This window comes from Saccharothrix lopnurensis (assembly GCF_042658445.1).
Taxonomy (GTDB): Bacteria; Actinomycetota; Actinomycetes; order Mycobacteriales; family Pseudonocardiaceae; genus Actinosynnema; species Actinosynnema lopnurensis.
Window position 1 is genome coordinate 183,681 of record NZ_JBHSQO010000001.1, and the last position, 23,061, is coordinate 206,741.

Sequence of the window (23,061 nt, forward strand, 5' to 3'; positions counted from 1 at the left end):
TGGTGGTCGTGAGACCGGGCGGTCGGCACGAACTGTAACCGGCCCGGGGTGGGCGGGACCGGTGGTCGGGGTCACCCGACTTCGGCGCCCGTCGACCGCTCCCGGGCTCCCCGCAGCACCCCGAGGAACCTCACGTGCGGCCGCCCGTCCGCGTCGGCCGCGACCTCGGCCCGCACCCCGTACACGTCGGCGATCAGCTCCTCGGTCAGCACCTCGCCCGGCGACCCGGCGGCGACCACCCGACCGGCCCGCAGCACCACCACGCGGTCGCAGAACATCGCCGCCAGGTTCAGGTCGTGCAGGGCGACGACACCGGTCACCGGCAGGGCCGCGACGAGACCGAGCAGGTCGAGCTGGTGGGCGATGTCGAGGTGGTTGGTCGGCTCGTCGAGCAGCAGTTCGCGGGGGCGCTGGGCGAGCGCGCGGGCCAGGTGCACCCGCTGGCGCTCCCCGCCCGACAGGGTGTGCCACGACTGGCCGGCCCGCGCGGTGAGCCCGGTGGCCGCCAGCGCCTCCCGCACCGCCTCCGCGTCCTCCGCGGTCCCCGCCGACCACGCGCGGCGGTGCGGGATGCGGCCCAGGCGGACCACGTCGAGCACGGTCAGCTCCACCTGCGTGTCGGCCTGCTGCTCCACCACGGCGACGCGGCGGGCGACGGCGCGGCGCGACAGCTCCCGCAGCGGCGTGCCGTCGAGGGTGACCACGCCCGTGGTGGGCGCGAGGACGCCCGCCAGCACGCGCAGCAGCGTGGACTTGCCCGCGCCGTTGGGCCCCAGCAACCCCAGCGTGGCGCCGGGCGCGCACTCGACCGCCACGCCGTCGAGCACGAGGTGGCCGCCCGCGGTGCGGCTGACGCGGTCGGCGGCCAGCGTCACCGGGACCTCCTGGTGCGGTAGAGGACGAGCACGAACGCGGGCACGCCGATCAGCGAGGTGAGCACCCCCACCGGCACCTCCTGCGGGTCGAGCACGGTCCGGGCCAGGGTGTCGACCCAGACCAGGAACACCGCGCCCGCCAGCGCGGAGGCGGGCAGCAGCCGCACGTGCCCGGACCCGACCAGCGCGCGGGCGGCGTGGGGCAGCACCAGACCGACGAAGCCGATCGCGCCGGTCGAGCTGACCAGCACGGCGGTGAGCAGCGCGGTCGCGCACAGCAGCACCACCCGGGTGCGGGCCACCCGCACGCCCAGCGCGGCGGCGGCGTCCTCGCCGAAGGCGAAGGCGTCGAGGGTGCGGCTGTGCCCCAGGCACACCGCCAGCGTCGCCGCGAGCACCGCCCCGCAGGAGGCGACCTCCACCCACGACGCGCTCGACAGCGAGCCGAGCAGCCAGAACAGCACGCCTCTGGTGGTCTCCGCGTCGGCGGCGGTGAGGACCACGAACGAGGTCAGCGCGGAGAACAGCTGCATCGCCGCCACCCCGCACAGCACCACCCGGTCCAGCTGGCCGCCCAGCAGGTGGCTCAGCGCCAGCACCAGCGCGAAGGACACCACCGCGCCGGCGAACGCGCCCGCGGACAGCGACAGCGCCCCGCCGCCCACGCCGAGCACCACCACGAGGACCGCGCCGGTGGACGCGCCGGAGGACACCCCGAGCACGAACGGGTCGGCCAACGGGTTGCGCAGCAACGACTGGAGCACCACGCCGCACACCGCGAGCCCCGCCCCGCAGACCGCCGCCAGCAGCGTGCGCGGCAGCCGCAGGTGCCAGATGATGCCGTCGCGGATGGGCGTCAGCACCGGCTCGGCGCCGCGCAGGTGCGCCCAGACCGTGCGCCACACCTCGCCGACCCCGATCGAGGCGGGCCCGATGGTGATGGCCACCGCGACCGAGACCACCAGCAGCCCGAACCCGGCGGCGTACCAGGGCGCGGTCCGGACCGGTGCCGCCACCGGTGTCACCGCGGTCGTCACCCGAGCGGCCCGAACCGCCGCAGCGCCTCGGCGACGCGCTCGACGCCCTCGACGGTGCGCATCGTCGGGTTCAGCGCCTGCCCGCTCAGGGGCACGTACCGCTTCTCCCGCACCGCCCGCATCCGTGAGGTCACCGGGTTGGACTCCAGGAACCCGATCTTCGCCGCCGCGCTCTCCGCGGTCTGCGAGCGGCGGGTGAGGTCGCCGATCACCAGCACGGCGGGGTCGCGCTCGACCACCGTCTCCCAGTTGACCTGCGGCCACTCCTCGCCGGTGTCGTCGAAGACGTTGCGCGCGCCCAGCGCCCGCGTGATCACGCCGGGCGCGCCGCAGCACCCGGCCAGGTAGGGCGACTCGGAGTTGGCGAACCAGTACAGGACGGTGGCCCCGGACGCGTCCAGCCCCTCGGTGGCGGCGGCGAGGCGGCGTTGCAGTCCCGCCACGACCTCCTCGCCGCGGGCCTCCACGGCGAACAGCCGCGCCAGGTCCCGGATCTCCCGGTAGACGTCGTCCACGCTCAGCGCGGTGGTGCGGACGCCGTCGCCGTCGCCGCTGTTGTCCTTGGCGCCGCAGTCGGTGGGGGACAGGTAGGTGGCCACGCCCAGCTCCTCGAACCGGTCGCGGGTGGCGACGCCGCCGGTGCCCAGGACCGATTCGAAGGAGGCGGCCACGAAGTCGGGCTCGGCCTCCAGCACCCGCTCCAGCGACGGCCTGTTCTCCGCCAGGCGCGGGACCTTCGCGTTGGCCTCGGCCAACTCCGGCAGCACCGGGTCGGTCCAGGTGGCGGTGCCGACCATCCGGTCGGCCAGGCCCAGGGCCAGCATGACCTCCGCGCTGCCCTGGTTCAGCGCCACCGCGCGCCGCAGCGGCTCGGTCACCCGCACGGTGCGACCGCAGTTCTCCACCGCCGTCCCGGGCTCGGCCGGCGCCCCGGCGGGCGGCCCGCCGCAGGCGGAGAGGGTGAGGGTGGTGGCGATGACCAGCAGGGGGAGACGGGCGGGTGGCACGGAGCGCACATCCTCAAGCGTCGAGGGCCCGAACGCGGAGCCCGTTCGTACGGTGGCCCCGCCCGGTCACGCCCCGGCGGGGTGCCAGTGGGTGTTCGGACTCGGAGCAGGCCCTCCCGGGCGCTCCTCACCGCTGCGCGTCAGTTCCGGTTTTCCACCGGATTCCCCCGTCCGGACCCGCGCGGACGCGGGCTCGGCTGGCCGGGGAAAGCTAACACAGCGCGCGGCCGGGTCGGGACGTCGAGGCCGCGCTGCGGCGTTCGGGTGAAGTCGGGCGAAGCGCCCCCGGGCCCCGCCCGGCACGGGCGAAGGTTCACCGGACCCCGAAGCACGCGGGACCACCTCGGGGCACCGACCCCGATCGGGCCAGGTCGAACGCGTGTTCGAGGTCGGGGTGAGCTTGTGCGCGAGAGGCGACCACAGGGGGTGGTGCACCGTCCTCGGGGTGTTCGGGCCAGTTCGAACCGCGTGGCGGTGTCCCGCCCGGCGGGACATGCCGTGCTGCCGTAGCGGCATTCCTCGGCGCTTTGTCGGGGCGCTCGCCGGAATGCTCGGCCAAAGCCGCCGGTGCAATGTATTCCACCCTGCCCGTCAACCACGACTCTATTTCTCCGCACGTGCCCGGAGCTGGCCATCCGGGATCTTCGGACGGGCTGCGCCGGATAGTGTCCAAGATCGTCCTGGGGTGGAAGGCTTCTATCGCCCGAGGCGGTCGATCCGTTACCGGCTTAATTCTGCTTGACGACCGGTTCGATTTCTGCGAAAGTTCTTCAGCCCGGTTCGGTAGCCGGGCGTTCGTCAGTGGGGGAAAGGATATTCGTTGAAGAAGGTATTCACCCGTTCGGTCCTCGTGGCCGCCGTGGGTTTCGCGGCCGTCACCGGTCTGCTCTCCTCGTCGGCCACCGCCGGCGCGCCGGAGCCGACGACCGACGCGAAGGGCACCACCGTGAGGGAGGTCCTGGCGGAGGTCGGCAAGGCCGAGCCGGGCGCGGCGCAGCGGCGCTCGGGCGACGTCTCGGCCAACGCCGAGGAGATCGTCATCAGGATCGAGAACGTCAACAGCCTCAAGTGCTTCGACGTGGTCAACGGCTCCACCGCCAACGGTGCCGACGTCCAGCAGTACAACTGCGTCGGGGTCGGCCAGCAGCACCTGCGCGTGCTGAACCCGGACGACGCGTGGTCGCAGTTCCAGTTCGTGCACTCCGGCAAGTGCCTGGACGTGCGCGGCGGCAGCCTGGCCAACGGCGCCCAGCTCCAGCAGTGGGACTGCACCGGCAACCCGGCGGACCTGCCGTCGCAGCAGTTCATGCTGGTCGAGCAGAGCGACAACTCCGCGGCCTTCGTGCCGCGGCGCAGCTGGGACACCAACCTGCTGCGCCCGAAGTGCCTCGACGTCCGCGACGGCTCGTCGGCCAACGGCGCGAAGATCCAGCAGTGGGCGTGCGCCACGACCCGCGACGACAACTCCGACGTGGTCGGCGCCCAGCGCTTCAACGCCTGGATCATCTGACCCGGTTCGGCGCGGTCGAGCGAGGTGGAGGCCCCCGGCGATCGCCGGGGGCCTCCCGCGTTGAGGTGGGGTTCCGCGCCGTGGTGGGGCCGTGCCGCGGTGGGGCCGTGCCGTTGAGGGTTCCGCGCCGTCGCGGGTTTTCGGCTCAGCCCGCGGTGGGCGTGTAGAAGACGACCGGGCACCGGTCCGGCGCGGTCACCACGCACCGGCGCTCGTGCGGCCCGTCGGTCACCTCACCCACGTAGAGCCCGGCGGCGAGCGCGTCGGCCCGCGCGCGGTCCACGTCCGCGACCTTCACCAGCAGGCCGGGGGAGTCGTGCGCGCGGTCGGCCCCGGCCAGGGCGATCCGCCCGCCGGCCACGTCGAACTGCGCCCACCGGTCGCCGTCGACGAACGTGGGCGGCACACCGAGCAGCCGGGCCCACACCTCGACCGCGGTCGCCAGGTCCTCCACGGGGATCACGCTCGCCACGCGTTCGACATCCATGGCGAGAAGCTACGGACCCGTCCGGCCCCCGCCCGCACCGGGTCGCGAACCCGGCGGCACCACCCCGCGTTCGTAGGCGAGCACCACCGCCCGCACCCGGTCGCGGCCCACCTCCAGCACCACGTCGGGGCGCGCCCGACGCGCGACGGCCGCCGCCTCCCGGACCCGTCACGGCGTCCCCGTCCCCGGGAAGCGCGCCTCCACCAGCCAGTCGCCGTTCCCGGTGGGCCCGACCACCAGCCTGCCGCCCGCGGCCGGACCCGCTCGCCCATCCCGGCCAGGCCGTGCCCGCCGCGCGGCCCGAAGCCGGTCCGGCCGGCGGCGTTGCGCACCGCCACCCGCAGCCCCGAGGCCCGGAACTCGACCTCCACCGCGACCGGGGTGGCCCCGGCGTGCTGCCGGGCGTTGGTCAGCGCCTCCTGCACGAGGCGGTAGGCGGCCACGTCGACGACCGGCTCCAGGGGCCGTTCGTCGCCGCGCACGGTCAGCGCGACGTCCATGCCGGTGTTCCGGGCGGAGGCCACCAGGTCGTCGACCCGGGCCGCCAGCTCGGTCGCGTAGGCGCGGTTGACCCGCGCGTACAGGCCGATCAGCCCGGGGAGGGCGAACGTGCCGGCGGAGGCCGTCACCAGGTCCACCACGCCGGTGCCGTCGTTGGTGATCACCGCCTGGACGTTGCCGCCCCGCCGGGCGGACAGCACGCCGCCCACCGCGTGCACGAGCGCGGCCGACCGCGGCGGCAGCAGGGTGGCCGCGGAGAAGGCGCAGACGAGCACCCCGACCCCGGTGGGCAGGAGCACGGCGGGCAACGCGGTCGCGGCCGGCACCACGGCGGTGGCCAGGGCGAGCGCGGTGCGCGGCGGCGCAGGGCCAGGGTCGCCAGGTCCGCGGTGGAGGCCGCCGACGCCCAGCCCATCACCCAACCGGGGTGCGGGAACGCGCCCCCGTTGACCAGCAGCGCCAGCCGCAGCAGGCCCAGCACGACGGGCACCGCGGCCACGACCGCGTCACGGCCGGCCGGGGTGTCCCCGCCCAGCCGCGCCAGCGCCCCCACCGCCCCGCCACCGCGCCCCCTCAGGCTCGTGCGACCGCGGTGACCCGCCCCCCGGATCGGGCTCGACCGCCAGTAGGTCACCGTGCGCCAGACCCACTCCAGGGGGCCACAGTCGAACCGGCGCGGTCACCAGGGGCTCCACGCCAACCGGACGGCGAGGACGCCCCGATGCGGGTGCGGGTGGGTTCCGGGGTGACCGCCTCGTCGACCATGCCCCTCGTGCCGACCGGGACGGCGGGTGCGGCGCTTCCCCCTCGGTGCCCGTTCCCCCTCCGCCCCGGTCGGTCCACAGTGGACCAACCGGGGCACCGGCGCGCTCACCGCGTCTGGTAGGCCCGGACCACCTCCTGCACCACCGAGTTCCCGGCCGCGTCACGGGCGGTGATCCGCAGCGAGGTGAAGCCCGGCGCGGCCGGGTGCGACACCAGCGCCAGGCCGACGCCCGACGAGGTGAACGTGGTCGGCGCGGCGCGCCACGTGGCCCCGTCGTCGGAGGACGCCTCGACCCGCAGCGACACGATCCGGGACGCGGTCGCCCCCGGCTGGTGCCGCGCCACCAGCCGCAGCGGGAACAGCCGCCCGGCTGGGGCGCGGCCCTGCTCGTCGACGTCCCCCGAGGCGCGCACCAGCAGCACCGGCGCCGGACCGCCGGAGTCGCGGAAGGTCCACGTCACGTCCGCCGACGTGCCGATCACCGACCACGGCACGGACCTCGTCACGGTCGACCGCAGCGCGTAGGTCCCGGGCTCCTCCGGCACCTCGAACACGCCGGTGCCGGGCAGGTCGCTCACGCCCAGCGAGCGGCCGTCGCGGAACAGCTCGGTGGTGCCGGTCGCGCTGTAGGGCGGCAGCGTGAAGTGGTCGGGGGCGCCGCCGGACAGCAGGGTCACGCCCACGGACAGCTGCCCGCCGTCGCGCCGGATGCCGAAGCCCAGCCCCTCGTCGCCGAACGCCGGCCCCAGGGGCGCGCTGTTCCAGTGCGTCTCCTGGCGGCCCGGCCGGTAGGTCCGGTAGGACACCGTGTTCTCCACGTCCTCCGCGCCGGGCGGGAACATGGCGGCCAGGTGCTGCCACCGGACCCCGGGCGACGCGGTGTAGAACTCGGTGCGGCGGCTCGGGATCGGGTGCGGGTAAGCCTCGTAGATGCCGCTGTTCGCGCCGGGGTCGTCGAGGAACGCGTAGTCCGAGCGCAGGCCCTCGGTCGGCGCGCCCTGGGCGTGGTAGTGGGAGTCCACCCGGGCCAGGTCGCGGTCGCGCACGGCGAACCGCCCGCCCGGGACGGCGCCCCGGGACAGGAACGCCAGGTGGTAGGCGGCGCCCGGGGCGGTCAACGTCGCCCGGTAGGACAGCGAGAACACGTGGTCGGTGACGGTTCCGGGGGTGGCGACCAGGTGCACGCGCTGGCCGGGCCGGGCGAACCAGCCCAGGCTGGAGTTCCGCTCGGCCGTGCCGGAGACCAGCAGCAGCTCGCCGACCACGAGCCGTGCCCCGGCGCGGTCGACGGTGGTGGTCACCGGGGTGCCGGTGGTCGCGTCGAGGGCCACGGTCGTCGCCCGGTCCACGGTCACGCCGGTCCTGGCCAGCAGGGTCACGTCGTTGGCGTCGGACACCTCGATGGCGGTGACGTCGTAGCGGCCCACGGGCAGCCGGGCCGTGCCGACGCCGTTCACCACGCGCACGCCGTAGGCCGCGCCGGTCGCGTTGTCCACGGCCTTCACCACGGTCGACGCGGACGTGCCGGTGCGCCCGCGCAGCGTCACCCGCACCTCGTGGGACTCCGGTTCGAGCACGGCGGTCAGCGCGGTCCGCACGACCACGCCCGGCGCCTGCCCGGTCAGCCGCGCGCCCAGCCGACCCGACGCCCCGGCCGGGTCCAGGCGCACGGTCACCGACGCGGTGCCGTGCGCGGGGACGACGACGCTCGGCGCGGAGGCGGTGAACCGCGGGGAGTCGGTGGACAGGGTCAGCGCCACGGGCGCGGCGCCGTCGTTGCGGTAGGTCACGGTGCGGTCCAGCGGGGCGTCGTGCGGCCAGCGCAGGAAGCCGAACCCGAGGCCGCCGGAGGCGCTCACGTCCTGGGCGACGGCGCGGGCCGCGTCGACCCGGCCCGCGCCCTGCTCGAACACGTCGGCGGTCGGGTGGGCGGTGCTGACCAGCAGCGGCTTGAGCCGGTCGGCGGTCCAGCCGGGGTGCCGCTGCCGCAGCAGGGCGGCGGTGCCGGCCACGTGCGGGGCGGCCATGGACGTGCCGGACAGGGTCGCGTAGTGCTCGTCCACGGGCGCGGTGTCGCCCGCCGGGGTGCCGGGGGCGCGGGCGGAGACGACGTCCGCGCCGGGCGCGGCGATGTCGGGCTTCACGGCGTGGTCGCCCGGACGCGGCTGGCGCGGGGAGAACGGGCTGGTGGCGCCGCCGCGGTCGGTGCTGCCCACGGCCAGCGCGGCGTCGGCCGCGGCGGGGGAGGTGACCGAGGCCAGCGGGTCGATCTGGTCCAGGCTGCGGTCGTTGCCCGCGGCCACCACGAACAGGGTGCCGTGGCGGGCGGTGAGGTCGTTGAGCGCGCGCGAGACGGGGTCCTTGCCGTCGCTGGACGCGCCGCCGAGGCTCATGTTCACCACGGCCGCGCGGGGCGCGATCCACTCCATGCCCGCGATCACCGCGGAGTCCGGGCAGCCGAACGTCGTGCACACCTTGCCGCTGATCAGGGTGGCGTCCGGGGCGACACCCCGGTACCGGCCGCCCGAGGCCGTGCCGTCACCCGCGATGATCCCGGCGACGTGCGTGCCGTGGCCGACCTCGTCGGCCGGGCCGGAGCCGGTGAAGTCGGCCTGCTCGACGACCCGGCCCGCCAGGTCGGGGTGCTCGGCGTCCACCCCGGTGTCCAGCACGCCGACCGCGACGCCGGCCCCGGTGAACCCGCTGTCCCACGCGGTGGGCGCGCCGATCAGCGGCGCGGTCGTGTCCAGGGTCGGCCTGGACACCCCGTCCAGCCACACCGAGGCGCGGGAGCGGGTGAACCAGTCCCAGAAGCCGTCGGCGGGCCGCAGCGCCGCGCCGCGCACGCTCGGCAGGGCCCGCACGCCGGTCGCGGGCACCTCGCCGCCGGCGTCGGTGACGATCAGCGCCGGCGGCCGGTCGCGCGGCAGCCGCGCCAGGTCGAACAGGCGCGGGTCCAGCCGCCCGGCGTCGATCAGCGGCAGGGCGTCCGAGGGCACCACGCGGTCGCCGTCGCGCAGGAACCCGACGTGCTCCCGCCCGGCCACCGGCCGCACCTCCACGGCCGTCCCGCCCGCACCGCGCGAGACCCGCAGCCGGTCACCGGTGACGAGGGTGACCACCTGCCCGGCTTCGTCGGCGGGCGCGCCCACCGCGACCGCCGCGGGCGCGGTCGTCACCCCGGCCGCCAAGAGGACCACCAGAACCAGCTTCGGCGAACGCACGTCCGCCCTCCCTTCGCGAAAACCTCAAGACACGGTCAGCCGGCGAGGAACGCGCCCGCCAGCGACACGGTGAACGCGCAGCCGAGCACCACGGCCAGCCGCGCCGACCAGCGCCCCCACAGCGCGTGCCAGTCGCCCGGGTGGCGCAGCGCGGCCGTCGTCATCAGCGCCCGTCCCAGCCCGAACCCGACGCCCGCCGCCAGCGCGCCCGAGGTCGACGCGGTCAGCAGCACCGCCACCGCCGCCGCGTAGGGCAGGCCGCTGGGCAGGTACGTCCGCGCCCCGGTGCCCATCTCCAGGCCGAACTGGAGCGGGCCGAGCAGGCGCCCCAGCCGGAACACGCTCTCCGGCACCAGCCGCCGGTTCTCCGGCAGCGTGAACCGCAGCACGCGCAGCTCCCGCAGCAGCACGGCGAGCAGGGCGAGCGCCACCAGCGCCCACCGCGCCCACCAGGGCAGCGGCACGCGCAGCAGCGAGCCGACGACCAGGAGCACGGCGGCGCTCAGCGCGCCCCCGAGGAGCAGGCCGGCGCGGAACGCCAGCGCGGGTGGACCTCGCCAGACCGGCGAGCTCAGCACGTGGGCCGAGTTCCGGCTTCAAGTGGAGCCGGACGTGGCGAACCCGGCCGTCACCCCGATCAGCAGCCACGGCGCGAGCGCCGCTCCGGCCAGGCCGCCGGCCGCGCCGGCCGCGCCGACCGACGCCACCGCCGCGAGCACCGCGGCCAGCAGGAGCGGGTGCCGGCGCATCACACCCGCGCCCGGCAGATGGTCAGGTAGGTCAGCCCGTTCTGCCCGCCGCCCCAGTAGGTGCTGAACCCGTCCGAGCAGCGGTACACCTTCCCGTCCGGGGTGGTCCAGCGCCAGGCGTTCTTGGTCGTGGTGGTGCCGCACATGGTGGCGATGGGCGCGTGGTCGACGTGCACGTCCCCGACGACCACCGTGCCGAACTTGTGCCAGCCGGCCTCGCAGAACTCGCTGCTGCGCCACCCGCCCGCCCAGCAGGCCGCGTAGGTGTTGACGAACTCGCCGCCGGTGTCGGCGTCCTCGGCGTAGCCGGTGGGGTAGGCGTCGCGGCAGTCGTTGCGGTCCCACCCGGTCAGCGCGTTCGGGCCGGTCTCGGCGCGGGCCCGGCGCGGCGGCGTCAGCGCGGCCGCGCCGATGGTCAGCGCGCCCAGCACCGCGGCCTTGAGCACGGTCCGGCGGCGGCCCACCCGCAGGTCGCGCAGGGCGCCGCTGCGCCCCTCACCCCGGTCGTGGTCAGGAATCGAGTCGAACGCCAGCACCGCGCACCCCCCACTCGTCGAGCACCTCGTCCACCTGCTCCTCGCGCACCGGCAGCGCCAGCCGCGCCACCCGCCCGGTCGCGTCGACCCGCATCAGCACCGGCGGCGCGAGGTGCGACACCGACCGCCACGCCTCGCGGTCGCTGACCACGTCCAGCGGCGTGTCCCACGCGCCCGGGGGCTCGTGGGTGAGCAGCACGGCGTCGGTCAGCCGCCGCGCCACCGCCACGCACAGCGGGCACCCCGAGTCGGCGGCCAGCACGACCCGGCCCGCGAACCGCTCGCCCAGCACGATGTCCGGCTGCGCCGCGGAGAAGCCCTGTGGGTCGCGCGCCACGGCGGCCCGCAGCAGCCGCACCTCGCGCAGCACCGCCGCCAGCCCCAGGAACAGCACGACGATCGCCGCCCAGGTGATGACCAGGAACGCGGTGCCGGGGTTCACGCCGGCTCCCAGGCCACGCCGATGCCCGCCAGCCAGTCCAGCCGCTCCCGGTCGGTGCGGTGCGGCGTGCCGGACAGGTGCACCTCGGCCACGCCCGCCGCGCAGCCCACCACGAACGTGTGGTCGGACAGGGCGGTCGAGCCCCGCGCGCCGGGCAGGGCGACCTTCCACACCTCGCCGTGGCGGGTGGGCGCGCCCGCGTGCGCGGGGACGTGGTCGCGGGCCTGCCGGGGGCCGGGCACGGACACCGACCCGAAGTCGCGCACCACGACCACGACGTGCTCGCTCATGCTCTCCAACAGCGTCGCCGACCGCGGCCGCACCACCATGCCGCCCACGCGGTCGTCCACGCGCAGCGAGTTGAACAGCGCGAAGACGCGGTCGCGGCGCGGCGCGGGACCCGCGTACACGGTCATCAGCTCGTGGTAGGCGCCGACCAGGGTGGCCCACGAGGACTCCCCGTCGTGCGCCTCGGCCACGACGACCTCGCGGCCGTGCACCAGGAAGCGGTCGGTGGTGGTGGCGGGTGCGACGTGCGTGCGCGCGAAGTCGTGGTAGCCGCGCGGCCCGATCTGGAAGCCGGTGCCGTACGAGCCGCCGGCGAACCGCACGGCGGTCGCGACGCTCGACACGGGGGCGGTCCCGGGCAGTGTGACGACGACGCGGTCCCCTCCGGGGGCCACGAGGTCAAGGCGTTGTTCGGCGGTCACGGCGGGCACGCTAGAACACCGGGAGGGCGCTCACCAGCAGGTTGGTCCGCCTGGTGGGCTCCCCGAAGCCGTGTGGCGCAAGTAGGTTTGAACCCGTGTTCGCCGTCGGGGGTGCCCTGCTGCTGGTGTTCGCCGCGCTCGGCCACCGGCGCGGCCGGCGGGCGCTGGCCGCGCTGGAGGTGGCGGTCGCGGTATCGGTGGTGGTGACGCCGTACGCGGTGGCCGCCCTGTACGCGGCTTTCACGGTCTACCTGGTACGGCTGAGGAAGAAGCGCCCCGGCGCCCCCTGCGGGTGCTTCCGCGGCGAGGGCCCGGTGACCCGGGTGGTGGTCGGCCGGGCGGTGGTGTTCGCGGTGGGCGCGGCGGCGGAACCCGCCGTACCACCGCTGATCGCCCTGTCCGGCGGCTTCGTCCTGGCGATGGCCGGGTACCTGCTGCCGGAACTCCTGCGACCGGTCGGGACCGGGAGCTCTACTGACGGTAAACCCGGGCCGTTCGGCACACCGAACCGGCGTTACCGCAGGTCGGTCCAGTAGCTGTCGGCCGCGCGGTCGGGTCGCCGCCGCAGCGGGTCGCCCAGCAGGCGGGCGACCGCGGCGATCGGCGTGACCACGAACAGGTACACCACCAGCAGCACCGCCGGGACGACGACTCGGCGCACCACGACCACCACGTTCTCCTCCTGCGCTCGGTTCTTTTCAGTCCAGCGGGATGTCGCGGCGCCAGTCGCCCTCTTCGCGCCACTCCGGCTGCTCGGACTTGAGCAGCAGGGAGTTGCCCAGGGCCAGCGCGTCGACGTCGGTGCGCATGAAGCACCGGTAGGCGTCCTCCGGCGTGGCCACGATGGGCTCGCCGCGCACGTTGAACGAGGTGTTCACCAGCACCGGGCAGCCGGTCCTGGCCTTGAAGCCGGTCAGCAGCCGGTGCAGGGCCGGGTCGGTGTCCGCGGTGACGGTCTGCACCCGCGCGGAGTGGTCGACGTGGGTCACCGCGGGGATCGTCGACCGCGCCACGCGCAGCAGGTCCAGCCCGTCGGCCCCGGCGTCGTCCGGGACCGGCAGCCGCTGGGCCTCGGCGACCTGCGCGACGACCAGCATGTAGGGGCTCGACCCGCGCAGCCGGAAGTAGTCGGTGACGTCCTCGGCGAGCACGACCGGCGCGAACGGCCGGAACGACTCGCGGAACTTGATCTTCAGGTTCATCGTCGACTGCATCCGCGGGTCGCGGGCGTCGCCCAGGATCGAGCGCGAGCCCAGCGCGCGCGGCCCGAACTCCATGCGGCCCTGGAACCAGCCGACCACCTTGCCGTCCGCGAGCAGCCCGGCGACCTCGTCGGACAGCTCGGTCCCGGTCAGCCGCCGGTGCGGCAGGCCGTGCGCGTCCAGGTAGGACCGGATCTCCTCGTCGCCGTAGGCGGGACCCAGCCGGGCGCCGCGCATGGCGTCCCGGCCCGCGCGGACGTGCTCGCGGGGCGGGTCGACGGCCAGCAGCGCCGCGCCCAGCGCGCCCCCCGCGTCACCCGCCGCGGGCTGCACCCAGACGTCGTCGAACAGCTCCCGCTCGACGATCCTGCCGTTGGCGACGCAGTTCAGCGCGACCCCGCCGGCCAGGCACAGGGTCGCCTCGCCGGTGCGCTCCCGCGCGGTCCGCGCCAGGCCGAGCATGATCTCCTCGGTCACCTGCTGCACCGAGGCGGCGAGGTCGAACTCGCGCTCGGTGAGCGGCCCCTCCGGCTCCCGGCGCGGCCCGCCGAACAGCTCCTCGAACGCCCGCCCGGTCATCACCCGACCGCGCAGGAACTCGAACATCGCGGTGTCCAGCCGGAACGAGCCGTCGGCCTTGACGTCGACCAACCGCTCCCGGATCAGCGGCGCGTAGACGGGTCGGCCGTAGGGGGCCAGTCCCATCAGCTTGTACTCGCCGGAATCCACCTTGAACCCGCAGAAGTAGGTGAACGCCGAGTACAACAGGCCCAGCGAGTGCGGGAAGCGCAGCTCGGCCACCGGCTCGACGCGGTTGCCGCGACCGTGCCAGATCGTGGTGGTGGCCCACTCGCCGACCCCGTCCACGCACAGCACGGCCGCCGACGCGTAGGGGCTGGGCAGGAACGCGGACGCGGCGTGCGACTCGTGGTGGCGGTAGTACCGGACCGGCGGCGGCGCGCCGAGGTCCAGCTCCCGCAGCCGCTCGCGGACCTCGGTCCCGGCCCGCGCCTTCCACGCCAGCCAGCCCGGCACGACGTCGCGGAAGGCCCGCCACGCCGAGGGCGCGGTGGCGACGAAGGTGGACAGGACGCGGCGGAACTTCAGCCGCGGGTCCTCGTAGTAGGCGACCACGTCCAGGTCGTCCAGCTTCGCGCCCGCCTCCTCCAGGCAGTACCGGACGGCCAGGTCCGGGAACGCGGGGTCGTGCCTGCGCCTGCTGAACCGCTCCTGCTGCGCGGCGGCCACGACGCCGCCCGCGTCGACCAGCGCCGCCGCGCTGTCGTGGTAGAAGGCGGAGATACCGAGTGCTGCGGTGGCCACGCGGATCGGCTCCTTCATCGCCGGGCGTACCGTGCGGTACGGGAGGTCAGGGTGCTGTAGAGGGAGGCCGCGAGGCCCTCGGGCGGGTTGAGCGAGCGGTAGCCCACCCGGACGCGCCGCCACACCTCGCCGTCGTCACGGGGCTGGTCGGCCAGGTAGCTGTCGATGGCGTCGACGGCCCAGGCGGAGTGCCCGGTGGAGACGTTGTCGATGGTGTTGTGCAGGTCCACGAACTGGGTGCTGAACCCGTGGTGCAGCAGGCCCACCCGGGCGTCCCGGTAGCTGCCGCCCACCCCGGACAGCTCCATGGCCAGGTTCAGGCCCAGGATCTCGGGCTGGAACGTGCGCGGGAACCGGGAGACGGCCAGCCAGTAGACCGGCAGCTCGAACGACTCGTCGTGGAAGCCGGCGAAGGCGCTGAACCCCGGCGAGTCGGTCGGCGGCAGGTCGATGCCCATCTGGCGGAGCAGGTCGCGGTAGATCCCGGGGTGGTTCAGCTCCCGCACGCCGTTGCCCAGCTCGTCCCAGTAGGTCTGGAACAGGAACCGGCCGGCGGGGGAGGAGGCCAGCTGGTGGTCGGTGAACCCCTGCAACCAGCCGCCGTCGATCATGATCAGCGGGGCCAGCTGGAGGGTCGAGTCGACCAGCTGCTCCCGGGTGGGCAGGCGGGGCGCGCCCGCGTCGTGCTCGGCGGCGTGCCGGTCGTGCTCGGCGGCCAGCCAGCCGCGCAACCCGGTCTCCGGGTCCCAGCGCGGCGGCAGCCGTCGCGGGGCGCGGTCGAGGCCGTAGGCGGAGCGGGTCAGCCAGCGGGTCACGTAGTCGTGCGCGTACCGGCGCAGGCCGGGGGAGTCGTCGCGGCTGAGCAGCGCGCGGTACGCCTCGCGGGCGGAGGGCCGGCCGAAGTCGTCGCCTGCGCTCGTCCGACGGGTGGCCGGGGGAGGGGTGTCGGGGAGGGCGGGGCCGGGGTTCGGGAGCGGGGTGTCCGGGCGGTGCCACGACCGCTGCGCGCGGTGCAGCCGCTCGTGCCCGGCGGCGCCCGGCGTCGACCCGTCGGGTGACAGGCCGGCGATCCACCGCCGCAGCACCGCGACCTCGTCGTCGGTGAAGATGCGGAACATCCGGCCCTTCTCGCCGATGAGGGTGCGCAGCAGCGGGCTGCGGTCGGGGTTGCCCGGTCGGACCAGGGTGCTGCGCGCCAGCGCGTCCAGGAACGCGCCGGGCCCGGCGTCGACGTCGGCGAACCACTCCGCGAGCGGTCTGCCCTCCAGCGGGAAGTCGGCGTGGTAGACGGCCGCCTGCCTGGCCCTGGCCCAGATCAGCCGCCACACGTCGTAGTCGGCGTGGGTGGCCAGCCCGGTTTCCCGCAGCAGCGCCGCGCACCAGGTCCGCAACTCCTCGCCGGCCCACCGGAAGCCGTGCCGCAGGCGGTCGCCCCCGCCCTCCTCCAGCACCGCCTCGGCGGCGGACCGGGACAGCTCCAGGGCCGTGCGCGGGTCGTCGCGCCGTCGCGCGCCGAGGTCCAGGGTCGCCGCGGGCACGCCCAGGTCGTCCGGGTCGAGCCCGGCGAGCGGCGGCAGCAGGCCGACCGCGCGCAGGTGCAGGTCCGCGCCCACCAGCTCGGGCAGGAACAGGTCCGGCAGGCGGCTCATGGCCAGCAGCAGGCCGGGGAGCCGGAAGCTGGAGCTCTCGACCTGGTCGCTGCCCGCGAGCCGCACGCCGGGCGCCTCGTCGAGCAGCCGGTGCGCGCGCAGGACCGCGCGGTAGTCGCTGCCGCGGTCGGCGTGCGGGTAGCCGACGCCGACGTCCTGGGCGTAGAGCGACAGGACGCGCAGCGCCCGCTCGGTCTCCGCGTTGCCCGCGCTGGACAGCCACTGGAGCCACGCGCCCGCCGACAGCGCCAGCGGCGCGCAGTTGTTCAGCACGCGGGCGCGCGCCGAGCTGCCACCCGCCCCGGCGAGGACGTCGCGGAACCGGCGGCCCTCCTCGGCCGCCCACCCCCGGGCCCCCTCCACCAGGACCGCGAGGTCCGGCGTCGTCCCGTCGTGCTCCCCGACCGCGGCGAGCGCCGCCCGGAGTCGGGGCAGCTCGTCGGTCCGGGGTGTCGGGCACTCGGGGTCGAGCGCCCTCAGGTACGTGGTGCGGTACTCCGCGTCCGACACGGCTGCCCCCCAGGTCCGGACCGGTCAGAACATCGGGTAGATCGAGTTGTCGTTGCGGCGCTTGCGCTTGCGCCGCCGGAAGAACTGCACGATCCTGCGGAACATCAGCCGACCTCCTCCAGCTCGCCGTCGGGTCGTTCGCCACCGGGTCGCCGGTCACCGGGTCGTTCGCCGTCGAGCCCGAGCGCGTCCCGCATCGCCTCCGCGACCACCCGGTTGCCCTCGTCGTTGAGGTGGACCAGGTCGACGAACAACCACTCGTCGCCCGACAGCGCCGGGTTGGCGTCGAAGAAGGACACCGACCGCTCGGCGCACACGGCCGCCAGCCGGTCGCGGTACCGCTCGTGCACCTGCCGGTCGAGGATCGGCCGGAACAGGTTCCACACCGCCGCCCGCTCCCGGTCGGCGTCGTCGATCAGGGCCCGCTCCTCCGCCGTGCGCCGCTTGCCCGTCCACAGCGCGGTGGGCTGGAGCACGAAGTGCACCCGGGCGCCGGTGGGCGCGGCCAGTTCGAGCAGGCGGTCCAGGTCGCGGGCGCACTGGGCCACCGCGGTGTCCACCCGCTCCTCGGGCGCGGGCACGCGCGGCTCGTCGTCCTTCGCGGCCCCGCCCGACAGGCCGATCCGCTGGGCCAGCCGACCCAGCGCCCACTTCGGCTGGCGCAGCTGGTCACCCGCCTCGGGCACGCCGAGCTGGGTGAAGAACTCGCCGGAGAAGAAGAACTGGCCGTAGTCGGCGCGGGCGTCGGGCAGGCCGGCGACCACGAGGTCGTTCAGCCCGGAGAACACGATGATGTCGCGCACCCTCGGCAGCTGGTGCCGGTGCAGCAGGAACAGCACCAGCTCCTGGGTCGAGTTGTACGCGGGCGCCCCGAGGTTGAACCACGTCGCGGCGCCCTCGCCCCGGGACAGCACCGAGGTGATGGTGCGCTCGTCGGCGGACGCGCCGAAGCCGAACGCGGGCGAACCGCCGAGCAGCACGCTCACCTCGCCGCCGGGGTGGTTCTCCAGCAGCGAGCACGGCCCGTCGGGGCCGGAGCCGAGCCGGAACCCGCCCGCGTCGGTGTTGAGCACCGGCGAGCGGTAGTCGGTGCGGTTGAAGAACACCAGGTAGGGCAGCCACCGCACGTCGCCGCCCGCGAAGTCCTCGTACTGCTTCATCTGCGGGGCGAGATCAGCCTGCTGGTCCACCGCGTCCCCCTTCGACGGTGTCGGTCGTCGTCCGCGCCGCGTCCCTGCCGCGGTGCGGACCGCCAGGAGACTAACCGCGCCGCTCGGGGTGGGTGTCCGGTTCGCCCGCAGCCCGCTACGGTCCCGGCGCCGCCGCGACCGGGCGTGCCCCGGGCGGCGGTCGGACGCCCCGAACTCCCGCGTGACCTGCCCCGGACCCGGTGACGGGGTGAGCGCCGCTCACCCGGCGGGCGGCCCGCCGCGCCACCGGGAACTTCGGCATACCGCAGCCGCATCCGTAGTGGACGGTGCCGGTCTCACCCCCCGGCGGCCGAAGCGCGGTAACGGGCCAGTACGTCCTCGCGCAGCAGGAGCCCCAGGCCGGCCGAGTCCAGGCGCAGCCCGAGCTGCGCCTCGGTCAGGCCCAGCGACGCGGCGGCGCCGGGCAGGTGCCAGTCGTGGCCGGCGAGGCGGTCGAGGAGGTGGCCCCGGCGCGACTGCGCCTCGGACAGCCGGAACGTCTTGAGGTAGGCGGTGCGGCCGCGGTGGTCGGTGATCAGCTCGCCGATGTGGTTCTCCCGCTTGAGCCCGAACCCGGGCAGGAAGCGGGACAGCGTGTAGTCGCCCACGCGGTGCACGCGGCGCACGGAGTACGAGGCGTCGAGCAGGCCGGCCGCCATCGTGCCGTCGTGGAACCGGGCCCAGTCCGCCCGCTGCCGCCGGGCCGCGGCGCGCAGGTCGGCCAACGACCGCACGTGCTCGTCGGACAGGCGCGCGCGGAACTCCGGCACCGGGGCCGCGTAGGTGGCGTAGTGGTGGACCAGCTCGCCGTACAGGTCCGCCACGAGGGTGGGGTGCAGGGCGCGGTAGTCGTCCGGGTGCGGCACGACGAACACCGCGGCGAGCGCGTCGGCGACGTGCACCACCACGCCGCACTGGCCGGGGTGGATCTCGAAGACCTTGAGCGCGTCCGCCAGGTCGCGCACCTCGGCGCCCGCGTACGCCTGCTCCTCGCGCGGCGACAGGCCGTGCCGGACGGCGCGCTGCGACCACTGCTCCCAGACCACGGTCGGGCCGCCGAAGTGCAGCGCCAGGTACCCCTCCAGGGCCAGGTGCAGCGGCAGGAAGCGGAGCCGGCGGCCGTCCACGCGGCGGGCCATCCGGCGGTGCGGGCGGACCGGCGCGCGGGTGGGCGCGCCGTGCTCGCCCGCCCGTCCCAGGGAGGTGCCGTAGGCGGCGGTCGGCGCGGTGTCGCCGGACCACGTGGCCACGAACCCGTGGGGGATGTAGGACCAGTACCGGGTCCGGCGGTCCACCTCCACCACCCCGGGTCCGTCGTCGTACAGCTCGGCGTGCAGCCGCAGGTCGGTGATGGGCTCGTCGCGGACCAGCGGCACGAGCCGCACGCCGCCCCGGACCTGCCCGGGTGCGGCGGTCAGGCCGGTCAGGTCCAGGCGCGCGCTCACCGCTCCTCCAGCAGCCGGTCCACGCGGCCGGCGAGGTGAGCGCGCAGCTCGGCCAGCCCGGTGGTGCCCTCGGCGAGCCGGGCGAAGCGCACCAGGGCGGGCACGTCCTCCGCCCGGCGCACGCCGACGGTGGGCACCTCGGGTGCGAGGCGGCGGGCGGTGAAGGCGTCCGCGTCGTACACCGGGTTGAGGTGCACCGCGCTGACCCGCCGGTCCGGGTCCAGCCGGGTCCGCCACACCCGCAGCACCTCGGCGGCCAGGCCGGGCGGCGCGTTGTCCCACCCGTCGGAGACGACGACCAGGCGCTGCGGCTCGTGCTCCAGCGCGTCGAGCACGCGGTCCCCCAGCGGCGTCATCCCGTACGGGCGGACCAGCAGGGCGTCGGTGCGCCCGGAGGTCCACAGCGCGACGTACTCGCCGGCGAGCGCCTCCAGCAGGTGGTGGCAGGCCAGCGCGACGGCCAGCGGGCGGCGGCGCTTCTGGGCCGAGCCCGAGGCCGAGAAGCTGTCGTCCAGCACCGCGGCGACGCGCCCCCACCGGCCGGCGTCCGGTCCGCAGGCCCGGCGGGCGGCGGCGCGCAGGGCGGAGGTCAGCTCCGCCCGCCGTGCCGCGCGGTCGGCGACCGGCAGCGACAGCACGTACCCGGCCAGCCTGGTCAGCGGCATTCCCCCCAGGTCCGCGACCACCGCGTCGACCCCGTCGCGCCGGGCCGCGCCCTGCAACCGCAACCGCTCCAGCCGCGTCAGCCGAGGCGCGATCCGCTCCAGGAACGCCGTCCGGCCGATGCGGTGCCGGGCCGCGAACCCCTCGGCGACGGTGTAGGGCAGCTCGTACACGGCGGCCTTCTCGTAGTGCGCCCGCCGCCAGGTCTCCAGCAGCGGCGTCGCGTAGCGCGGGCGGCTGAACGGCGCGAACAGGAACGGCCCCAGCTCGTCGCGCGCGGGCGCGAGGTGGGCGTGGCGCAGCGCCACCTTCACGCCGGCGCGGTACTTGACCGCGTCGAGCGCCGAGTCGGGCCGCGCGGCGAGCCAGTCCCGGATCAGGGCGCGCGTGCGCCGGTTGTTCACCCGGGCCCGGCGCAGGTCGCGGAACAGGCGGTAGACGCGCTGCGGGGGCAGCGCGCGCAACCGTGCCGCGATCAGCCGCCCCTCCACGCGCCGCTGCCCGTCGGAGGCGTCGCCGGCGGTGGTCAGCAGGCGCAGCGCGATCAGCGCCGCGTTGTGGTCGTTGACGTCGAGGGCGAGCGCGGCGGCGTACAGGTCGCGGTAGTTGACCGCCATGTACTCGTGCAGGAAGTCCAGCGACAGGCGCTGCCCGGCCGCGTCGCCCCGGAACTCGCGCTGCCCGGTGGCGGTGATCGCCGCGTTGACGAACAGCAGCATGTCCTCGGCGGCGAGGCGGTCCATCCGGCACCCGTTCCTGGTCGTGGGCGCCGGGCGGGGAGTGGGGGCGCGAACTGCGAAGCATCGCTTCCAAGGCGGGTTCCGGAAGTCGCACCGGAGTCCCGCGCCCGGCGTCCGCAGAGGGTAACAAGGCGAGGGGAGCGGGCGACCGGGTTTACGCCGCCCCGGCCGGCCTGCCGGCGGCGCGCGGGCGGATCGAGGCGAGCGCCGCCGCGCCGAGCAGCAGCGCGGGGAACACGAAGTACGGGGTGAGGAAGGAGGCCAGGAACACGCCCCAGAGCAGCATCAGCAGCGCCGCCGCGGCGGTCGTCGTGCCGACCAGCCTGCCGGTCGCGTCCGAGACCACCACCAGCGCGGCCGGCACCAGGGGCACCGCCAGCAGGAGGAGGACCACCGCGCTGTCGGACAGCGCCAGGGGCAGCGCGGCGACGGTGGTGCCGACCGTGCCCGCGAAGGCCAGCCACCGCAGCACCCGCCCGACGGGCGTCCCGGTGGTCGGGCGGCCGCGCAGCCGGAAGAACGCCGCCGCGGCCACGAAAAGAGCGATGCAGATCCCCGTCAACGCGCCGATCGACATGAAGGGCACCTCCCGCGCCAACCATCCCAGTGCGGCGGTACCCGGGACAAGTGCCCGCCGCCCACCCCGGCGGAACAACCTCGACGGGGTCCGCGCGTCTTGACAAGTGACGGCTCCCGACCGGGAAGGACGAGCCCATGCGCACCGCAACCCGACTCGCCACCACCATCACCGGCCTGTTCGCCGTCGCGGCGCTGAGCGCCTGCGGGACGCTCCAGGAGGCGTCCGACACGGCGGCGGCGGTCGCCAACACGGCCAACACGGTCCAGCTCTGCACGGACGCCCTGTCCCAGGCGGCGGTCAACGTCGACATCGCCGCCCCGGAGGAGGCGCTCGACCGGGCGCACGAGGCCGGGGCCACGCTGTCGGACCTCGCGGCCGACGCGGCCAACACCACGCTCAGCCAGGCCATCACCGCGCTGGCCGACACGCTGACCGCGGTGACCCTGAACGACCTCGTCAGCGGTCCCGCCCAGTGGCTGGAGACCAGGGCCACGCAGGTGGCCAACCTGACGACCGCCTGCGCCGGCTGACGCGCGACCGGTCGCCCGGGACACCTCCGCGTTCCGGGCGGCCGCTCCTGCCGGCGCACCGTCCACATCGGACCGGAGTGCCACGCGCGCACGGGCCGCCGCCCGGTGGGGTACCGGGGTGATCTACCCGGTGGCGGGCCAGGGGAGGGCGCTGTGTCGGAGGGGCTCTCGCACCGGCAGGACGTGCGGCGGCAGCGGGGCCGGGTCGCGCGGGTGGCCGAGCCGAGCCAGCTCAGGTGTCCGAGCCGGGGCGCGGTCGGCCGCTGACCGCCGGGTCTCGTCACGCGCGGGTGGGCGTGCTGCGCCTGACGGCCGCTCCGGGACGCGCGACCCCGGCGCGGAGCCGGAGCACCGGGCGTCCGGCCACCGGGGGCGGTAGGGGCACGCCCCGTGACGAACCGCCCGGCGGGGGAGCGAGCGGCCGAGGCGGGTCCTCCTGGCGCTGTGCGCCACCGTGTTCGTCGACCTGCTCGGCTTCACCGCCGTCCTGCCGTCGCGGCCCTTCCACGTCGGCGCGCTCGGCGGCACGGGCGCCTGGCTCGGCGCGGTGCTCACCGCGTACTCGCTCGCGCAGGCCGTCGCCGCCCCGGTGCCGGGCCGGCTCGCCGACCGGTACGGCCGACGGCGGCTGCTCCTGCTGGGCCTGCTGGGCTCCGTCGCCACCCGCGCGCTCATGGGCGCGGCGGGCGCGCTGTGGTCGCCGGCCCTGGCGCGCCTGGTCGCGGGGGCCCGCGGCGGCGGCATCGGGGTGGCCCAGGCGTTCGCCGTCGACGCGGCGGGACCGGCCGGGCCGACCCGGGCGGTCGGCCTGGTGGGCGCCTCGGTGGGCCTCGCGTTCACCGTCGGGTCCGCGCTGGGCGCGCTCGCCGCGCCCCTGGGGTTCGCCGCGGTCGCGTGGACCGCCGCGGGCCTGGCCGCCGCCAACCTGGTGCCCGCCCACCTCGTGCTGCCCGCCGACCAGCCGCGGGACGCCCCGCCGCGGTCCGGCGCCCGCGCGCGCCGGCTGCTCGTGCCGTGGCCCCTGCTCGTCGCCGGGTTCGCGGGCATGGCCGCGTTCGTGGGGATGGAGACCACCGCGGCCTTCCTCGCCCAGCGGCGCTTCGACGCCGGACCCGCGTTCGTCGGGTGGTTGCTGTGCGGCGCGGGGCTGTGCCTGGTGGTGGTGCAGGGGCGCGCCGGTCGGGCCCGCCGTGCGTTGGTGGGGAGAACCGCGCGTGGCCGTCGCCGGGGCGCTCCTCACCGCCGCCGGGCCGGCCGCGGCCCGTTCGCGGGCACGGTCGGGTTCGTCGCGGCGGTGCTGGTGCTGTCGGCGGGCAACGGGTTCCTGACCGCCGGGGTGACGAGCCCGGTGGCCGGCGCCGGGCCGGCCGCGGCGCGCGGCGAGC

General features: G+C 75.9%; 21 protein-coding genes, 1 pseudogene and 1 riboswitch. Of the genes and pseudogenes, 4 read left to right on the forward strand and 18 right to left on the reverse strand.

Annotated features, from left to right (window positions below; translation table 11 throughout):
* Nucleotides 1-71: 71 nt before the first annotated feature.
* The 3 genes from ACFP3R_RS00835 to ACFP3R_RS00845 are packed head-to-tail and all read right to left on the reverse strand — an operon-like array spanning nucleotide 72 to nucleotide 2,919.
* A complete protein-coding gene (locus ACFP3R_RS00835) occupies nucleotides 72-875 on the reverse strand; it encodes an ABC transporter ATP-binding protein (RefSeq protein WP_380631741.1) in 804 nt (267 codons plus the stop codon).
* The gene (locus tag ACFP3R_RS00840; RefSeq protein WP_380631743.1) at nucleotides 872-1,891 is read right to left on the reverse strand and encodes a FecCD family ABC transporter permease; all 1,020 of its coding nucleotides are present in this window, start codon (nucleotides 1,889-1,891) and stop codon (nucleotides 872-874) included. The genes ACFP3R_RS00835 and ACFP3R_RS00840 overlap by 4 nt, the downstream gene beginning before the upstream one ends.
* Before the next feature lie 17 nt (nucleotides 1,892-1,908).
* The gene (locus tag ACFP3R_RS00845) at nucleotides 1,909-2,919 is read right to left on the reverse strand and encodes an ABC transporter substrate-binding protein (protein WP_380631745.1); all 1,011 of its coding nucleotides are present in this window, start codon (nucleotides 2,917-2,919) and stop codon (nucleotides 1,909-1,911) included.
* An 89-nt stretch (nucleotides 2,920-3,008) separates the two neighbouring features.
* A riboswitch (cobalamin riboswitch) is annotated at nucleotides 3,009-3,087 on the reverse strand.
* Nucleotides 3,088-3,739: 652 nt separating this feature from the next.
* Between ACFP3R_RS00845 and ACFP3R_RS00850 the strand changes: the two genes are divergently transcribed.
* Complete coding sequence (locus ACFP3R_RS00850; protein WP_380631751.1) at nucleotides 3,740-4,429, forward strand: RICIN domain-containing protein; 690 nt, start codon at nucleotides 3,740-3,742, stop codon at nucleotides 4,427-4,429.
* Nucleotides 4,430-4,574: 145 nt separating this feature from the next.
* Here ACFP3R_RS00850 and ACFP3R_RS00855 read toward each other — a convergent pair whose 3' ends face one another.
* The 8 genes from ACFP3R_RS00855 to ACFP3R_RS00890 form a co-directional block, all read right to left on the reverse strand.
* Nucleotides 4,575-4,916: a VOC family protein gene (locus tag ACFP3R_RS00855; RefSeq protein ID WP_380631754.1), complete on the reverse strand. Its 342-nt coding sequence runs from the start codon at nucleotides 4,914-4,916 to the stop codon at nucleotides 4,575-4,577.
* Complete coding sequence (locus ACFP3R_RS00860) at nucleotides 4,889-5,839, reverse strand: sensor histidine kinase (protein ID WP_380631756.1); 951 nt, start codon at nucleotides 5,837-5,839, stop codon at nucleotides 4,889-4,891. Before ACFP3R_RS00860 ends, ACFP3R_RS00855 begins: the two co-directional genes overlap by 28 nt.
* Nucleotides 5,840-6,287: 448 nt before the next feature.
* A complete protein-coding gene (locus ACFP3R_RS00865) occupies nucleotides 6,288-9,407 on the reverse strand; it encodes a S8 family peptidase (protein WP_380631758.1) in 3,120 nt (1,039 codons plus the stop codon).
* A gap of 35 nt (nucleotides 9,408-9,442) precedes the next feature.
* Nucleotides 9,443-9,985: a hypothetical protein gene (locus ACFP3R_RS00870; protein ID WP_380631760.1), complete on the reverse strand. Its 543-nt coding sequence runs from the start codon at nucleotides 9,983-9,985 to the stop codon at nucleotides 9,443-9,445.
* Between the two features lie 18 nt (nucleotides 9,986-10,003).
* Nucleotides 10,004-10,156, reverse strand: a complete 153-nt coding sequence (locus ACFP3R_RS00875; protein ID WP_380631762.1) for a hypothetical protein — start codon at nucleotides 10,154-10,156, stop codon at nucleotides 10,004-10,006.
* Nucleotides 10,156-10,692 (reverse strand): hypothetical protein, encoded by a 537-nt coding sequence (locus ACFP3R_RS00880; RefSeq protein WP_380631763.1) that lies wholly within the window; start codon nucleotides 10,690-10,692, stop codon nucleotides 10,156-10,158. Before ACFP3R_RS00880 ends, ACFP3R_RS00875 begins: the two co-directional genes overlap by 1 nt.
* Nucleotides 10,667-11,134, reverse strand: coding sequence for a hypothetical protein (locus tag ACFP3R_RS00885; protein WP_380631765.1), 468 nt, complete (start codon nucleotides 11,132-11,134; stop codon nucleotides 10,667-10,669). The genes ACFP3R_RS00880 and ACFP3R_RS00885 overlap by 26 nt, the downstream gene beginning before the upstream one ends.
* Nucleotides 11,131-11,766 (reverse strand): hypothetical protein, encoded by a 636-nt coding sequence (locus ACFP3R_RS00890; RefSeq protein ID WP_380631767.1) that lies wholly within the window; start codon nucleotides 11,764-11,766, stop codon nucleotides 11,131-11,133. Before ACFP3R_RS00890 ends, ACFP3R_RS00885 begins: the two co-directional genes overlap by 4 nt.
* 173 nt (nucleotides 11,767-11,939) lie before the next feature.
* Here ACFP3R_RS00890 and ACFP3R_RS00895 point away from each other — a divergent pair, with 173 nt between their 5' ends.
* Nucleotides 11,940-12,380 (forward strand): MauE/DoxX family redox-associated membrane protein, encoded by a 441-nt coding sequence (locus ACFP3R_RS00895; RefSeq protein WP_380631769.1) that lies wholly within the window; start codon nucleotides 11,940-11,942, stop codon nucleotides 12,378-12,380.
* On the opposite strand, the gene ACFP3R_RS00900 is transcribed toward ACFP3R_RS00895, so the two are convergent.
* The 7 genes from ACFP3R_RS00900 to ACFP3R_RS00930 all read right to left on the reverse strand — a co-directional run bounded on the left by ACFP3R_RS00900 (nucleotide 12,359) and on the right by ACFP3R_RS00930 (nucleotide 21,143).
* On the reverse strand, nucleotides 12,359-12,517 hold the full coding sequence (locus ACFP3R_RS00900) for a hypothetical protein (protein WP_380631771.1): 159 nt from the start codon (nucleotides 12,515-12,517) through the stop codon (nucleotides 12,359-12,361). The genes ACFP3R_RS00895 and ACFP3R_RS00900 overlap by 22 nt on opposite strands.
* 25 nt (nucleotides 12,518-12,542) lie before the next feature.
* Nucleotides 12,543-14,369 carry a carbamoyltransferase family protein gene (locus ACFP3R_RS00905; RefSeq protein ID WP_380631772.1) on the reverse strand — a complete coding sequence of 609 codons (1,827 nt, stop codon included), beginning with the start codon at nucleotides 14,367-14,369 and terminating at the stop codon, nucleotides 12,543-12,545.
* 14 nt (nucleotides 14,370-14,383) lie between these two features.
* On the reverse strand, nucleotides 14,384-16,528 hold the full coding sequence (locus ACFP3R_RS00910) for an iron-containing redox enzyme family protein (protein ID WP_380631774.1): 2,145 nt from the start codon (nucleotides 16,526-16,528) through the stop codon (nucleotides 14,384-14,386).
* Nucleotides 16,529-16,632: 104 nt separating this feature from the next.
* Nucleotides 16,633-17,718, reverse strand: coding sequence for an SGNH/GDSL hydrolase family protein (locus ACFP3R_RS00915; RefSeq protein WP_380631776.1), 1,086 nt, complete (start codon nucleotides 17,716-17,718; stop codon nucleotides 16,633-16,635).
* 296 nt (nucleotides 17,719-18,014) lie between these two features.
* Nucleotides 18,015-19,163, reverse strand: a complete 1,149-nt coding sequence (locus ACFP3R_RS00920) for an ARPP-2 domain-containing protein (RefSeq protein WP_380631777.1) — start codon at nucleotides 19,161-19,163, stop codon at nucleotides 18,015-18,017.
* On the reverse strand, nucleotides 19,160-20,569 hold the full coding sequence (locus tag ACFP3R_RS00925) for a hypothetical protein (RefSeq protein ID WP_380631779.1): 1,410 nt from the start codon (nucleotides 20,567-20,569) through the stop codon (nucleotides 19,160-19,162). Before ACFP3R_RS00925 ends, ACFP3R_RS00920 begins: the two co-directional genes overlap by 4 nt.
* Nucleotides 20,570-20,720: 151 nt before the next feature.
* Entirely contained in the window at nucleotides 20,721-21,143 is a 423-nt protein-coding gene (locus ACFP3R_RS00930; protein ID WP_380631781.1) for a hypothetical protein, read from the reverse strand.
* 137 nt (nucleotides 21,144-21,280) lie between these two features.
* Here ACFP3R_RS00930 and ACFP3R_RS00935 point away from each other — a divergent pair, with 137 nt between their 5' ends.
* Complete coding sequence (locus ACFP3R_RS00935) at nucleotides 21,281-21,676, forward strand: bacteriophage spanin2 family protein (RefSeq protein WP_380631782.1); 396 nt, start codon at nucleotides 21,281-21,283, stop codon at nucleotides 21,674-21,676.
* A gap of 454 nt (nucleotides 21,677-22,130) precedes the next feature.
* A pseudogene (locus ACFP3R_RS00940) lies at nucleotides 22,131-22,832 on the forward strand (MFS transporter); the annotation flags it as partial.
* Between the last annotated feature and the right edge of the window lie 229 nt (nucleotides 22,833-23,061).

Excerpts from the sequence above, each read along its gene's own strand:
- ACFP3R_RS00855 (WP_380631754.1), bottom strand. The coding sequence starts at position 4,916 with ATGGATGTCGAACGCGTGGCGAGCGTGATCCCCGTGGAGGACCTGGCG.
- ACFP3R_RS00875 (WP_380631762.1), bottom strand. The coding sequence starts at position 10,156 with ATGCGCCGGCACCCGCTCCTGCTGGCCGCGGTGCTCGCGGCGGTGGCG.
- ACFP3R_RS00925 (WP_380631779.1), bottom strand. The coding sequence starts at position 20,569 with ATGGACCGCCTCGCCGCCGAGGACATGCTGCTGTTCGTCAACGCGGCG.
- ACFP3R_RS00930 (WP_380631781.1), bottom strand. The coding sequence starts at position 21,143 with ATGTCGATCGGCGCGTTGACGGGGATCTGCATCGCTCTTTTCGTGGCC.
- ACFP3R_RS00935 (WP_380631782.1), top strand. The coding sequence starts at position 21,281 with ATGCGCACCGCAACCCGACTCGCCACCACCATCACCGGCCTGTTCGCC.